Source organism: Sphingomonas sp. (assembly GCF_035910975.1).
Taxonomy (GTDB): Bacteria; Pseudomonadota; Alphaproteobacteria; order Sphingomonadales; family Sphingomonadaceae; genus Sphingomonas.
The window spans coordinates 199,349-213,528 of sequence record NZ_JAMHWM010000039.1 but is presented as its reverse complement, the minus strand read 5'-3'; the positions used below and the strand labels follow the sequence as shown (position 1 = coordinate 213,528).

Annotated in this window: 13 protein-coding genes and 1 pseudogene; 10 read left to right on the top strand and 4 right to left on the bottom strand. The window is 67.6% G+C overall.

Annotated features, from left to right (window positions below; translation table 11 throughout):
* The first annotated feature begins 44 nt into the window (after positions 1-44).
* Positions 45-1,340: a lipopolysaccharide biosynthesis protein gene (locus tag VYI76_RS14355; RefSeq protein ID WP_326525472.1), complete on the top strand. Its 1,296-nt coding sequence runs from the start codon at positions 45-47 to the stop codon at positions 1,338-1,340.
* A gap of 81 nt (positions 1,341-1,421) precedes the next feature.
* Here VYI76_RS14355 and VYI76_RS14350 read toward each other — a convergent pair.
* The 4 genes and pseudogenes from VYI76_RS14350 to VYI76_RS14335 all read right to left on the bottom strand — a co-directional run.
* Positions 1,422-1,739: pseudogene (locus tag VYI76_RS14350) on the bottom strand (transposase); the annotation flags it as partial.
* Between the two features lie 71 nt (positions 1,740-1,810).
* On the bottom strand, positions 1,811-3,214 hold the full coding sequence (locus VYI76_RS14345; RefSeq protein WP_326525471.1) for an MFS transporter: 1,404 nt from the start codon (positions 3,212-3,214) through the stop codon (positions 1,811-1,813).
* A complete protein-coding gene (locus tag VYI76_RS14340) occupies positions 3,156-4,412 on the bottom strand; it encodes a hypothetical protein (RefSeq protein WP_326525470.1) in 1,257 nt (418 codons plus the stop codon). The genes VYI76_RS14345 and VYI76_RS14340 overlap by 59 nt, the downstream gene beginning before the upstream one ends.
* Positions 4,409-4,645: a hypothetical protein gene (locus VYI76_RS14335; RefSeq protein ID WP_326525469.1), complete on the bottom strand. Its 237-nt coding sequence runs from the start codon at positions 4,643-4,645 to the stop codon at positions 4,409-4,411. Before VYI76_RS14335 ends, VYI76_RS14340 begins: the two co-directional genes overlap by 4 nt.
* Before the next feature lie 161 nt (positions 4,646-4,806).
* Here VYI76_RS14335 and VYI76_RS14330 point away from each other — a divergent pair, with 161 nt between their 5' ends.
* From VYI76_RS14330 to VYI76_RS14290, 9 genes are all read left to right on the top strand, one after another.
* Positions 4,807-5,040, top strand: coding sequence for a DUF433 domain-containing protein (locus VYI76_RS14330; RefSeq protein WP_326525468.1), 234 nt, complete (start codon positions 4,807-4,809; stop codon positions 5,038-5,040).
* Entirely contained in the window at positions 5,037-5,351 is a 315-nt protein-coding gene (locus VYI76_RS14325; RefSeq protein WP_326525467.1) for a DUF5615 family PIN-like protein, read from the top strand. Before VYI76_RS14330 ends, VYI76_RS14325 begins: the two co-directional genes overlap by 4 nt.
* Before the next feature lie 221 nt (positions 5,352-5,572).
* On the top strand, positions 5,573-5,926 hold the full coding sequence (locus tag VYI76_RS14320; RefSeq protein ID WP_326525466.1) for a hypothetical protein: 354 nt from the start codon (positions 5,573-5,575) through the stop codon (positions 5,924-5,926).
* A 134-nt stretch (positions 5,927-6,060) separates the two neighbouring features.
* Positions 6,061-6,519 carry a MerC domain-containing protein gene (locus VYI76_RS14315; RefSeq protein ID WP_326525465.1) on the top strand — a complete coding sequence of 153 codons (459 nt, stop codon included), beginning with the start codon at positions 6,061-6,063 and terminating at the stop codon, positions 6,517-6,519.
* Positions 6,520-6,613: 94 nt separating this feature from the next.
* Positions 6,614-8,716, top strand: a complete 2,103-nt coding sequence (locus tag VYI76_RS14310) for a TonB-dependent siderophore receptor (protein ID WP_326525464.1) — start codon at positions 6,614-6,616, stop codon at positions 8,714-8,716.
* Positions 8,717-8,764: 48 nt separating this feature from the next.
* Entirely contained in the window at positions 8,765-9,502 is a 738-nt protein-coding gene (locus tag VYI76_RS14305; protein ID WP_326525463.1) for an ABC transporter ATP-binding protein, read from the top strand.
* Complete coding sequence (locus VYI76_RS14300; RefSeq protein WP_326525462.1) at positions 9,499-10,938, top strand: ABC transporter permease; 1,440 nt, start codon at positions 9,499-9,501, stop codon at positions 10,936-10,938. The genes VYI76_RS14305 and VYI76_RS14300 overlap by 4 nt, the downstream gene beginning before the upstream one ends.
* Complete coding sequence (locus VYI76_RS14295; protein WP_326525461.1) at positions 10,935-12,224, top strand: DUF3526 domain-containing protein; 1,290 nt, start codon at positions 10,935-10,937, stop codon at positions 12,222-12,224. The genes VYI76_RS14300 and VYI76_RS14295 overlap by 4 nt, the downstream gene beginning before the upstream one ends.
* Positions 12,221-14,152, top strand: a complete 1,932-nt coding sequence (locus VYI76_RS14290; protein ID WP_326525460.1) for a TonB-dependent receptor domain-containing protein — start codon at positions 12,221-12,223, stop codon at positions 14,150-14,152. Before VYI76_RS14295 ends, VYI76_RS14290 begins: the two co-directional genes overlap by 4 nt.
* The last annotated feature ends 28 nt before the right edge of the window (positions 14,153-14,180 follow it).

Here is a 14,180-nt window from a genome sequence, read left to right as displayed (position 1 = left end):
ACCTTCCTTTTGACGCGGCCTCCCGCGCCGCTAAGGGGACCGGCGTGACCGACGCGCCCGCCCCCCGCAGCCCGTTCGCCCGCGCGCTGCGCAACGTGGGCTGGCTGCTGACCGGCAAGGGAGTCGGCGCGGTCCTGAGTCTTGTCTACCTCGGCCTCGCTACGCGGACGCTGGGGCTCGACGGTTTCGGCGATTTCATGCTGATCCTGTCGGTCGGCCAGGCGGTGGCGGCGGTAGTGCTCTTCCAGTCGTGGCAGGTGGTGGTGCGCTACGGCGTGCCGCAACTGAGCAGCGGCGATACCGCGGGGCTTGGCCGGTTGGTGCGGTTCTGCGCCATGCTCGACATCGGCGGGGCCGTGGTCGGGTGCGTCGTCGTGACCGCTGCGCTGTGGCTGCTTTCCGGCCGGTTCGGCTGGGACGGCGCGATGATGCGCGACGCGATGCTGTTCTGCGCGGTGCTGATGCTGTCGGTCCGCTCCAGCGCGATCGGGGTGCTGCGCCTTCACGACCGCTATGGCATCGGCGCGCTGGCTGAATCGGCGACCCCGATCATGCGTTTCGTCGGCGCGCTGGCGGTGGTGGCGACCGGACCCAGCGTGCGCGGCTTCCTGATCGCCTGGGCCGCGGCCGAGGTGGTGACGGCGATCGTCCACTGGCGCGCGGTGTGGCGGGTCGCGCCGGGGCTGATGCGCGGCTGGGCCGGAACGCTGTCGGCGCCCGCCGAGCATCCGGGGCTGTGGCAGTTCGCGCTGCTGACCAACGTGTCCGCCACGCTCAACGCCGCGTCGAAGCAGGGAATGGTGATCCTGGTCGGGCTGGTGACCGGCCCCGCTGCGGCTGGCGCCTATCGCCTCGCCTTCCAGCTCAGCCAGGCGCTGGCCCAGATCGCGGAGATGTTCTCGCGCGGGGTGTTCCCCGAATTCAGCCGCGCCGATCGCGGCGCGACCCGCGACGACCTGAAACGGCTGTTCCGCCAGTCGACGCGGCTGACCGTCGCAGTCGGCGCGGTGATCTGCCTGTTCGTGCCGCTGGCGGGCGAGCATGTCCTGCGGCTGGTCGGCGGCAACGCCTATGCCGGGGCCTGGCCGCTTGTGCTGATCCTCAGCCTCGCGGTTGCGATCGACGTGATGGGGATCGGGTTCGAACCCGTGCTGCTCGGCACCGGGCGGGCGGGCGCCGCTTTCCGGATCCGTCTCGCCGCCGTCGTGGTGCTGGCGGTGGCCGCCGCGCTGCTGATGCCGCGGCTCGATGCGCTGGGCGCCGCGCTCGCCACGCTCGCCGCTTCCAGCGTCGCGCTCGCACTGCTGTGGCCCGCCGCCAGTCGCGCCGTCAGGTCCTAGCTGTTCAGTCCCGGCAAAAGGTGGGTCGGGTTGACGATGAAGCGATCCTGCTCTGGGGTTCGGATCCTGGCGACGTATTCATAGGGCGTCAGGCGTGCAGAGCGTCTTGAGGTGGGTTGCGTCGATCAAGAGCGTGTCGCTCTTGCCACCCCTGGCCGCCAGCGCAGCGAAGATCCGGTCGAACACGCCCAGACGGCTCCAGCGGATGAAGCGGTTGTAGATCGTCTTGTGCGGCCCGTATTCCTTTGGCGCGTCGCGCCAGCGCAACCCGTTGCGGATCACGAAAATGATACCGCTGACGATCCGCCGGTCATCGACCCTGGGCACACCGAGCGATAGCGGAAAATGCGGCTCGATCCGGCGCATCTGCGCCTCCGACAACCAGACCGGATCGCTCATGGCAGCGCCTCCTCGCACCACCAACGAACCACCCCGAGCCGCACACTCAAGCAATCTAGTAGGTCCTGAACCTAGTGGATCACCGCAGCCGGGGGCGGGGCGGACTTCGTCATCGCCCGTGACGCGGCGAGGGCGAACAGCACGATGAGCGCGTAGCAGGCCGCCGGCACCAGGAAGGCGGTGGTGTAGCCCGCGGCGTCGGAGACCAGCCCGGTCAGCGGCGGGATCGCCGCGCCGCCGATGATCGAGAAGCACAGAAAGCCCGAGGTCGCTTCCTCGCTGGCGGTGGAGCGTTCCAGCGTCAGGGTGAAGATCACCGGGAACATGATCGAGTTGAACAGCCCCATCGACAGCGCGACGAAGCCCGCCGCAACCCCGCCGACCGAAAAGACGTAGAGCGCCAGTGCGACGTTGACGGTGCCGAACACGGCGAGCAGCGTGGAGGCGCGGACGCGGGTGAGCAGCATCGTGCCGATCATCCGGCCGACCATCGCCCCGCCCCAGTAAAAGGACACGGCCTTGCCAGCCTCTTGCAGCGACACGCCGGGCACGCCGTCGCTGCCCATCGCCCATCCCAGCAGCGGCACGCCGAACGCGACGTCGGACTGGCCCCAGACGGCGTCGGAGTGGAGGAACAGGGTCATCATCGTGCCGATCGCCACTTCGGCGCCGACATAGAGGAAGATGCCGAGCCCGCCGAGCAGCGCCCAGCGCGACGACACCGCTTCCCGGATCGCGGCGACAAAGCCCTTGGGCGGCGCGCCAGCCGGCGCGGCGGCGGTGACGACGCGGCGCATGGCGAAGATGAAGCAGAACAGCAGCACGAGCAGCCCGGCGATCCAGAAGAAGGCGCGGTCGATGCCGCCCAGCGCCGCATCGCGGACCGCGTCGGTGATGACCGTCCCCTCCTTCACCTCGACCCCCTGGAGGAACAGGGTCGCGCCGATCCAGGGCCCCAGGAAGGTGCCGAGCGAGTTGAACGTCTGGCTGAGCGTCAGGCGGAAGTGGCTGCGGCTGGGGTGGCCGAGCGCGGCGGCGAGCGGATTGGCGGCAACCTGGAGGATGGTGATCCCGCTGGCGAGCACGAACAGGCCGAGCAGCACGAGGCTGTATTCGGCGATGTTGGCGGCGAGCAGCATGACCATGCAGCCGGCGATCATCATCAGGATCGCGACCAGCACCGTCGGCACCGACTTCATCCGCGACAGCAGCACCGCGGCGGGAAAGCTCATCAGGCCGTAAGCGATGAAGAAGGCCGAGGCGGAGAGCTGGGCCTGGAGATCGGTGAGGTTGAAGATCCCCTTCACGCCCGCGACCAGCGGGTCGATCAGCGAGGTGATGAAGCCCCAGGCGAAGAACAGGGTGGTGACGGTGGCGAAGGCCGCGCCCGCGCCGGACCCCGTGACGCCGCCGCCGCTATCCGTTCCCCGCGCCGCCTGTCCGACCATCACCGCATCCTCTGGAACCGTTTTCATTGTCGGACATCCTGGGCGAATCCGCGTCCGCCTGCAAGCCCGCCAGGCTCGCGAAGAAGGCGTCGCGCGCGGGCGCGTCGGCGGCGATCAGGCGGTCGAGCGACGCCTCGCACGCGGCTTCCCACGCATCGCGTTCATGATCGGTCAGGTCGCGTTCGTACCGTTCGGCGTCATATTGCCCCCGTTCGTTGCCGTCGAAGCCGTCGGGCGGCGGGAAACGGGTCCGCCAGCCCTGGCGAACGTCATCCCACCACACGGGATCGGCGGGGACGGATCCGGGCGAATGTTGAGAAAGTTGAGAGTTGCCACGCGCGTCCTCGGGCTCGGGCTCGGGCTCGGCTTCCGGGGGCGGCGCGGCGAGCGTGACGAGCCCGGCGGCCTCGGCGCGCGCCCATTGCTCCGCGGTCCATTCGGCGCGGGTGGCGGGATCGAGATCGGACGTGTCGATCTCGCCCGCATGGCCGGCGCGGGTGCGGCGATAGAGGTCTGCGCGGGCGAGCGCGGCGATCGGCGCGATCGCGGCGGCCTCCCCCTCGGTGACGCGCAGCGCGAGGAACAGGCCGGCGCGGGCCGGTGACGCCTCGTCGGCGATGAGATCGAGATAGCGTTCCCAATCCTGCGCGGCGAGGCGCGCGGCGCGGGCATCGCCGGTGCGATCGGGCAGGTCTGCGGCGGCGATCCTGTCGAGCCGGGTGAGCAAAGCGAGCGCGAGGCGGTTGTCATAACGGTGGCGCTCGACCTGGGTGCCGTCGGGGCGGATCACCGTCTCGATCTGGCCGCGAAAGGCGCGGCTGGTGAGATCGTCGGCGAGGCGATTGCGTTGGAGCAGCAGCGCGGCCTGCCAGCCGACCGCGAAGGCGGCGCCGGCGGCGCGCTGGCGAAAGGCGTAGGCCGACGCCGCGGAAAGGCCGACGAGCGTGGCCGCATCGTCGACGGTGCACCCTTGCGCGATGTAATCGAGGAAGGCACGCTGGCGATCGGCGGTCCAGCCGTCGTGGCGGCGCGACGGGGTGAAGGCGGGGCCGTCCTGTGCGGCCTCGGCGGCGAAATCCTCGATCGGAACCCCGGTGTCGATGGCGTCGGGCCGGTCGTCGGCGATGTCGGCGGGGTTGAGATAGCGCGCGGGCGTGACGGGCGCGCCCGGTTTGGCGGCGCGGCGCGGGGCGGTGAGGCCCTCCATCGGCGTATGGACGGTCATGCGTGGCGCTCCCGGGCGATGCGCGCGAACAGCGCGGCGGTGGCGTCGCGGTTGGCGGCGACCTGCGGGGGTGTGGGGGTGCGCGTACCGATGCGGCCGGCGGCGATGTGACCGAGCCATTCGTGGACGGCGCGGCGGGGGTTGTCGGGGGTGTGGCGGTGCGGTTCGAGATCGCTGGGGATGGGCTCGAACCAGGCGGGCGCGTGCGGCAGGTGGCTGATGTCGATCGGCATGGGACCCTCCATGAGAACAAAAGAGGGGCGACCAGTTATAGGGGAATTTCCAACTTTTCCAGAGAGGCAATTTTCCTGCGGACGGTTGGCCATAATGCGCCAGCGCCAACGCGTTCGGCTGATAAAATTGACCGGAGCGGAAATAACCGCACTTTGCCGGCATGACGCTCGACGGCCATCCGCGCATCTCGATCGACCCGGCGATTTGCGGCGGGCGGCCGACCGCGGCGGGCACGCGGATGCGGATCAGCGACGTGCTGGAGGCGTTAGCGGGCGGGGCAAGCGCGCAGGAGATCGCCGCCGCCTTCCCCTATGTCAGCGAAGCCGACGTGCGCGCGGGGCTGGCCTATACGGCCGGGCTGGCTGATCACCCGGTCGTCATCGCCGCCGAATGAACTTCCTGATCGACGCGCAACTGTCGCTGGCGCTGGTGCCGTGTGTGCGCGAGCGCGGGCTTGAGGCGGCGCATGTCGTGGATATCGGAATGGTCTCGGCGAGCGACAGCGCGATCGCAACGCGCGTGGAGGCGGACGGTGCGATCCTGGTCAGCAAGGACGAGGATTTCGTGACGCTGCGGCTGCCTGATCGCTTCGCGCTGCGGTGCGGGAACGCCACCAACCGCGCACTGGCGGCGTGGCTGGAGCCGAGATGGGACCAGATCGAGCGGCTGCTGGCGGCGGGTGAGCGGTTCGTCGAGGTGCGGTAGGTTGCCGATAGCTCGGTCCGGCTGAATATCTTCAAGCTAGGCTGTAGACTCATATAGAAACTGGCCCATAGCCCATCCTTCCACCTACTTGCGGAGGATGCACCGTCAAATGCCGGGACCACACAGGGAGGGCTCAGGCGACTTGCCCGGTGGCAGTGGCCCGGCCAACCCGCCTTGCCGCCCCTTGCAAGTTGGTCGAAGTTAATGTTATCTCATCACTCATGCACAGAGCGTCGCATATCTTTCTGGTGATCGCCTTTGTCGTGAGCGGCGTGTTCGCGGCGCCGTTCTCGGTATGCCGGCACGCCGACGCTCAGGCGCATGCGATGGCGCTCGCCAGCACGGATGCGTCGGAAGCGCTCGTTGCACAGCTCGAGAACGAGGCCGACGCCGCGGCGAAAAAGCACGGGTCGTTGGCCGATTTCGCCGCCGCGACGCTGTCGGCAATCCTGGTTCCGAACGATCAGGCGCTGGCCACGCGGGCCATCACACGGGCGGTTGCCTGGTTCGTTGCCGCGCCAGCCTCGTTGATTGGTCGAAGCTCGCCGCCGCTGTTGGAACCCCCGCTCGGCTGATCCTGCTTCGGTCCGCGATTGCGGGCCGAGGCGGTCTGGCGGCTCCGCGCCGATTCCAGGCCCGTCGTATGCCCGCACGACGCGTGCCGGCTGTCGCTCCGATCGCCGGAAGGCGATCCCTATCGGACTTCGTCATGTCCATTTCCAGCACTGCAGCGCGGGCCGGTCGGCGCGCGCGCGGGTCGATGCCCATTTTCGATCGCCTCGCGATCGGCGCGTCATGCGCATGCCTTGCCCACTGCCTGCTCCTGCCGCTGCTTATCGCGGCAGGGCCTGCGCTGGCGCAACTGCTAGACGTGCCGGAGAGCTTCCATCTTCTCGCGTTCGGCATGGTCGTTCCGATCAGCGCGGTTGCGATGCTCCGCGGGTTCCGGCGACACGGGATTTGGCTGCCGATCGGATTGAGCGTGGCCAGTCTCGCGTGCCTGGGCATCGGCGCGGCCGCAGGGCTGCCCGCGCTCTACGAGACCGGGCTGAGCGTTGGCGGCAGTCTCGTCCTCGCGATCGGCCACATCATCAACTGGCGACTGCCCACGAAGCGCAGCCTGCCCGCGTCACCGCTCGGCATGACGGGCGGCCCGATCGCGAAATAGAAACTTGGGGGATATTCACATGCAGCTTGGTTTACTTGTCGGCACTGCGCTCGCCGCCCTGGCGGTTCCGGTAACGCCGTCAGCGGCGCGTTCCATGAATTCGACATCGGCCGGTGAGACCCCTGTTCCCAGCGCGAGCACGGTCGAGGAGCCGGCAGCCCCGCAGAACGCGGACATCCTCGTTACCGCGCAACGCCAGGCCTATCGCGGCCTTATCGCGCCTGCTGACATTCCGCAGGCGATCACGCTGCTCGGCGAGGAGCGTCTGGAAGAGGCGCAGATCACGCGCCTTGCCGATGCGCTCGACCTGTCGTCCTCCATCGCGCGCCAGAACAATTTCGGTGGGCTTTGGGAAAGTTTTGCCATCCGCGGGCTCGTCGGCGACGAGAACAACCCGAGCGGCTATCTGGCGAACGGCTTCAACGCCGGTCGCGGCTTTGCCGGGCCGCGGGATGCGTCCGGCATCGAGCGGATCGAGATCCTGAAAGGCCCAAACGCGGCGCTGTTTGGTCGCGGTGAACCGGGTGGCAGCATCAACATCGTCACCAAGCGGCCGACATCGGCATTCGCCGGCAAGCTCGAAGCCACATATGGGAGCTTCGACTTCAGGCGCGTCGAGGCGGATGCGAACCTGCCCGTAACGGAATTTGCGGCGATACGCCTGGTCGGCTTCTACGAGGCGGCGGACAGTTTCCGCGACACGATCCGTTCCGAGCGGTACGGCGTGTCCCCGTCGGTCCTGCTGCGCCTCGGAGCGAACACCAGTCTGACCTATGAGCTGGAGGCGACACGCACGGAGATTCCGCTCGATCGCGGGTTATTCGCGCTCGGCAGCAATCTGGGTATCGTACCGCCTAGCCGCTTCTTCGGAGAACCCAATTTGGGTCCGAACGTCGCCACCGCGCTCGGTCACCAGTTTCAGCTCCAGCACGACTTTTCCGCCGACTGGAGCCTGCTGGTCGGCGTGGGCCTGCGCGACACCGAACTGAAGGGCAGCTCGGCCGATGCGGAACTCGCCGCCGCGCGACAGCGGCTGTTCGTCGACGGGCGCACGCTGACCCGCGAGGTGCGCTATCGCGACTATGACGCCGACCACAAGGTTTACCGCGCGGAACTGGGCGGCCGGTTCGACGGCCCGCTCGGCCTTCACCGGGTGATCATCGGTGCGGACCGGGATGCGTTCGACCAGGGGCTGTTCGTCGCCGGTTATCGCGCGCCGCTGTTGTCGACGACGCCGACTGCCCAGCAAGGGTTTGAGATAGACATCTTCAACCCCGTCTATGGCCGGTTCCCGACGCCGGTCCTCAGCCCGCTCAACAATCGCTCGATCATCCAGCGTTCGTGGGGTGCATATCTGCAGGACCAGATCCGCATCGGGGATCGGCTGGAGGTGCGCGTCGGCGCGCGCTACGACGAGTTCACCCAGACGATCAACAACCGGCTCAATGCGACGATCGCACGGCAGTCCGAGACCCGCATCAGCCCGCAGGCCGGCATCGTGTGGCGGGTATCTGAGCCGTTCCATCTCTATGCCGCCTATGGCGAGGGCTTCCGACCGAACACGGGCGCGAGCGTGTCGGGCGAGACCTTCGATCCGGAAACATCGCGATCGATCGAGTTCGGGGCCAAACTCGACATCGGCGGCCTGAGCGCGACCGCTTCCGTGTTCGAGCTGCGCAAGACCAACATCCTGACCAGCGACATTGCCAATCCGGGGTTCGCGATCGCCGTCGGCAAGGCGCGCAGCCGAGGCATCGAGTTCGAGGTGTCGGGGCGCCTCCCGGGCGCGATCGATGCACTGCTGTCCTACACCTATCTCGATGCCGAGGTGGTCTCGGGCGCGCGAAATGCCAACGGCGTCGCGATCAGCCCCGGGGACCGGCTGCTCAACGTGCCGAAGCACACGCTGAGTGCTCAGGCGTCGCGGGTGTTTGCCATCGGCGGGCGCGACCTCAAATTGGGTGGCGCGATGCTTCATGTGAGCTCGCGGCTAGGCGAGGTCGGCACGACCTTCCGGCTTCCCTCCTACACCACCGCCCGCCTGTTCGGTTCCTACGCCTTCACAGACAACATCGAGGCGTCGATCGTCGTCAACAACCTCTTCGACGAAAGCTTTTTCGTCAATTCCTACGCCCGCATGTGGGTCATGCCCGGCGCACCGCGCACCGCGCTCGCCACGCTCAAGCTCAAGATTTGAGACGGCCCGACATGCTCGCCCGATCTTTTCCGCCGTCCGGAGACCGCAATGTCCAATGATCCGTCCGCCATCCGGGTGCAGGATGTCTCGCTTGCCTATGGCGCCCACCAGGTACTGCAAGGCCTGACGCTTTCTGTACCCGGTGGCAGCATCACCGCATTGCTCGGCGGCAATGGCGCGGGCAAGTCGACGACGCTCGCCGCGTTGCTGGGTTTCGTTCTTGCGCAGTCGGGGACGATATCGGTTTGCGGGATCGACCCCGGCGGCGACCCGGACGCGGCGCGAAGGCGCATCGCCTATCTGCCTGAGAATGTCGCGCTCTATGAGCATCTTAGCGCGACCGAAAACGCCGAATATCTCCTTGCGCTGTCGGGCGAGCGGCCCGCGCCTGGCGAAATCACCGCAGCCTTTGCGGCCGCCGGCCTGCAGGAACGCGCCTGGGGCCAGCGGCTTGGCGGCTTTTCGAAAGGCATGCGCCAGAAGGTTGCAATTGCGGTCGCGCTGTTGCGGCAGGTGCCGATATTGCTGCTCGACGAGCCAACCTCCGGACTCGACCCGCGCGCCACCGCCGACTTCAACGCGCTGGTCACCGAGGTCCGCGGTCGTGGCACCGCGGTGCTGATGGTCACGCACGACCTGCTGTCCGCCGCCGACGTCGCCGACCGCATTGCCTTCCTGGAAGATGGCCGCGTCACCTATGATGTCGCCGCCGAAGGGGCCGAACGCTTCGATGTCCGCGCGCTCCACGAGCGGTTCCAGGTCGGTTCGGAGCAAGTCGCGGCATGAGCATCCCCCGCCTGATCGCCCGCGACGAACTGCGGTTGATGGCGCGCAACCGCGTCGCCGTCATTGCCTTCGTCCTGCTGGTATTGCTGACGCTCGTGGCGGTGGCGAGCAGCTGGTCGCACCAGCGCGGTATCGCCGAACTGCGCGCCCGCCATGCGCAGGCCGCGGACGCAGCGTTCGATGCGCAACCTGATCGCCACCCCCACCGCGTCGTGCACTATGGCACGTTCATCTTCCGCCCGCTTGGTCCGCTCGCCGCGTTCGATCCCGGAGTAGACGGCTTCACCGGGAACAGCATGTTCCTGGAAGGCCATCGCCAGAACACCGCCAATTTCGGAGACGTGAGACAGAGTTCACTGCTCGTCCGCTTCGGACAGCTCACTCCGGCCTTCGTGCTCCAGGTGGTCGCTCCACTCCTGCTGGTCTTCCTCGGTTACGGCGCACTCTCGCGCGAAACCGAGCGCGGCACGCTCCGCTTGCTCATGCTGCAGGGCGCCAGCCGGCGGCAGTTGGTCGTGGGCAAGCTGCTCGCGCTCGGTATCGTCGCGCTGCTCGCCGGACTGCCGGCGATGATCGGCTTCGTGTTGATCGCCGGTCAACCGGGCGCGCTCGCGCTGCCCATGCTGACGATCGCGCTGGGCTATCTGGCCTATCTCGGACTGTGGGTCGTCGGCATCCTGGCGGTATCGGCGCTCGTTCATCGGAGCCGCGATGCCTTGCTCGCGCTGGTCGCGCTTTGGGCGGTGATGGTCGTGCTGCTGCCGCGCGTCGCGCCCGACATCGCCAGTGCAGCGGTGCCGCTGCACAATCGCCTGCAGACCGATGTCGCCATTGCACGCGACCTGCGCAAGATGGGCGACAGCCACAACCCCGACGATCCGCATTTCGCGCAGTTCAAGCAATCGGTGCTCGATCGCTACGGCGTGACCCGCGTGGAAGATCTGCCGGTCAACTACAAGGGCGTACTCGGCGTGGAGGGCGAGCGACTCACATCCTCGCTCTTCGATCGCTATGCAGGCGAAAGCTACGCCTCGCAGGCGCGCCAGAACGGGCTGGTCGAGGCGGCGGGCGTGCTCAGCCCCGCCATCGCCATCAGATCGCTGTCCATGGCGGCAGCGGGCACCGACTTCACAGGACACCGCCGGTTCCTCGAGCAAGCCGAGGCCTATCGCTATGCGCTGGTCCAGCGGCTCAACAAGCTTCAGGCGGACGACGTCAGCTTCGTCGACGACACCGCGCAGGATGCCGGTGCGGACGCCCGGAAGCGCGTCGCGGCGAGCAACTGGACGGCCATGCCCGATTTCACGTTCGAGCCGCCGGCGGGCGCCGACCTCGCCCAGGGTGCGCTGCCCGGCCTTGCCATCATCCTTGCCTGGCTCGCCGCCGCCACCGCATTGCTGGCGGTTGCGACACGTCGCCTGGGAGCACGCCGATGAGCCTCGTCAACCATGAATTCCGCCTGCTGCTGCGTCAGCGGCTGACCGTCATCGCGCTTGCCTTGCTCGGTATGCTCACCATCGCCGCGCTTGCCGCCGGGATGACCGAGGTATCTCGCCAGCGCGCCGCGATCGCCGCGATCCCCGCGGCGCAGGCTGAAGACATCGGCGCGATCGCCGCCTGGATCGAAAAGGCCAAGGATGCCGGTAGCGCGGCCTATTATAGCTTTCATCCGACGTGGAACGCGCCAGCTCCGCTCGCTTTCGCCGCGCTCGGGATGCGCGATGTCTCGCCCTACATCCTGCGGGTGCGTTCGCTCGGGCTGGAGGCGCAGATCTACGACGGCGACACCTTCAATCCAGAGCTGGCGCTGCCGGGGCGGTTCGACTTCGCGTTCGTGCTGGTGTTCCTCGCACCGCTGTTCGTGATCGCGCTGTTCCACGATCTGGTCTCCGGCGAGCGCGAGGCGGGTCGGCATCGCGCGCTGCAGGCATTGCCGAATGGCGGTCGCGCGCTCTGGCGGCGCCGCACGCTGCTGCGCCTCGGATTGCTTTGGCTCGTGCTCGGCGGACCTTTCGCACTCTGTGCCGTCATCGAGGGCGTCGCCCCTCCAACGATCGCGATCGTCCTCACGCTCATCGTCGCCTATCTCCTGTTCTGGATCGCGCTTGCCGCGCTGGTTGGCCGGTTGCGCTGGAGTTCGGTCGCGAATGCCGCGACCCTTGCCGCCGCGTGGCTGGTGCTCGTGCTGGTCGTGCCGACGCTCGCCAACGTCGCGATCAACCGGGCGATTCCTGTCAGCCAAGGGGCCGAGATCGCTCTTGCCCAACGCGAAGCGGTGAACCGCGCCTGGGACATCCCGCGCGAGGACACGATGGACCGCTTTTTCGCGAAACATCCCGAATGGGCGAACTCGCCGCCGCTCGGACACAAGTTCCACTATAAATGGTATCTCGCCTTCCATCAGAATGGCGACGAGAGCGTCGCCGACCGCGTCCAGGCTTATCGCCAGGGGTTGGAAGCGCGCGAGAGCGCAGGGCGCTCGCTCGGCTGGGTGCTGCCGTCGGTGGGCGTTCAGGCGCTGCTCACCCGGCTGGCGGACAGCGATCTCACCGGCCAGCTTGCGTATCAGGATTGTATCCGCGCCTATCACAAGCGTGTCCGGACCTTTTACTACGGCTACCTCTTCCGCGACCTGCCGTTCGGCAAGGCGGATTTCGATCGCGCTCCGAAGTTTGCGGAAGAGGCATGCGCGCGCGGCCGGGTTCCGGTCGATCCGGCATGAAGCGATCCGGTGCCGCGCTGGCTTCCTGGGCGGTGATTGCGGTGACGTCGCCTGCGGAAGCACAGCGCGCCAACGACAATGCCGTGACGGAGGCAGAAGATGCATTCGGCTCGTCGGTCGGGAGTGAAAGCATCGGCCTCTATTCACCCAGCCAGGTGCGTGGCTTCTCGCCGGTTACCGCCGGCAATGTGCGGATCGAGGGCGTCTACGTCGATCGCCAGGGCGTCATCTCCCAGCGGCTGGTCGATGGCTCGACGATCCGCGTGGGGTTGAGTGCGCAAGGATATCCGTTTCCGGCGCCGACCGGCATTGTCGACTACCGCCTGCGCAGCGTTGGCGAGAAACGCGGGATCAGCGTCGTCGCGGGCAGTCTGGCCTACGGCGCGCCATCGATCGAGATCGACGCCCGACTGCCGATTGCCGGCCGGGGGCTGGGCGTGGCGTTGAGCGCCTCGCATGCGCACGAGGAATATTATGACGGCTCGGACGCGCGTTACAGCCGCTTTGCGGTGATCCCGCGCTGGCGGCCGCGCGACGGTATGGAGGTCATCCCCTTCTGGTCGATGTCGATCGGCCGCGACGAACAGGTCGCCCCGACGATCATCGCTGGCGGCGCGTTCGTCCCGCCCGATGCCCCGCGCCGCCGCTATTTCGGCCAGCAATGGGCGTTCCGAGACAGCCGCAGCATCAACGCCGGGATGATCGTCAAAGCCCGCGTCGGCGAGAACTGGGCGGTGTCGGGGGGCGTATTCCGATCATCGGCCGAGAATGCGCAGAACTTCGCCGAGTTGTTCGTCGACACCTCCCGAGACGGGATCACGATCGAGCGGGTCATCCCCGACCCCGGACAGCGCTATGCATCGCTGAGCGGGGAGTTGCGCGTCAGCCGAAGCTTCGCGGAAGGGTCACGACTTCACACCCTACATGCCTCCGCCCGCGCGCGTCGGCTCGACAGCCTCTACGGCGGCGCGGCGGCCGCCATCGACCTGGGACTCCGGCGGCTCGGCGACATCGTGCCCGTACCGCGACCGGTGGTATTCGGGTTCGGCGAACAGACACGCGACCGCGTCAGCCAGACGACGTTCGGTATCGCCTATGAGGGCCGTTGGCGCGACGTCGGAGAACTGAGCCTCGGCGTTCAGCGGACCGGCTATCGCAAGACGATCGACCTGCCCGGCATCGGGTCCGACGCCCGGCGTAGCGACGCTCCCTGGCTCTTCAATATTTCGGCAGCAGGTTATCTGACCGGCCGACTGGCGGCTTATGGCGGCTATACGCGCGGGCTCGAGGAGAGCGGCATTGCGCCGATCAATGCCGCCAACCGCAACGAGGCGCTGCCCGCGATCCGCACCAGCCAAGCCGACTCCGGCATTCGCTGGACGCTCGACAATCACATGAAACTGGTTGCCGGCGTGTTCGATGTGCGCAAGCCCTATTTCAACACCGACGAGGCGAGCGTTTTCACGATCCTCGGCGACGTCCGCCATCGCGGCGCCGAGATCAGCCTGGCCGGCAATCCGTTCGACGGCGTCAGCTTGATCGCGGGTGCGGTGCTGATGCGTCCGCGCGTCACTGGCCTGGGCGTCGAACTGGGCAGGGTCGGCGAACTTCCGCTCAACCAACCCGCTCGGGTGCTGCGCGCGAATATCGAATGGAGGCCGAGCTTCCTGCCCGGTTTTTCGATCGACGGCGCGATCGCGAACTTCGGACGGCGCGCCGCCTCGCGCGAGAACAAGGTGTTCGTACCAGGCTATACGCTGGTCGATCTGGGTGTCCGCTACCGCTTCAGGATCGGCGACGCACCGGCGACGCTGCGCTTCCAGGTCGCCAACATCACCGATGCCTTCGCGTGGAATGTCGTCGGCAGCAACAGCTACGGCCTGACCGACAAGCGGCGCATGCTGCTGTTCCTCGCCACCGACTTCTAGCCTCCCGATCAATCCCCAGTCACAGGTC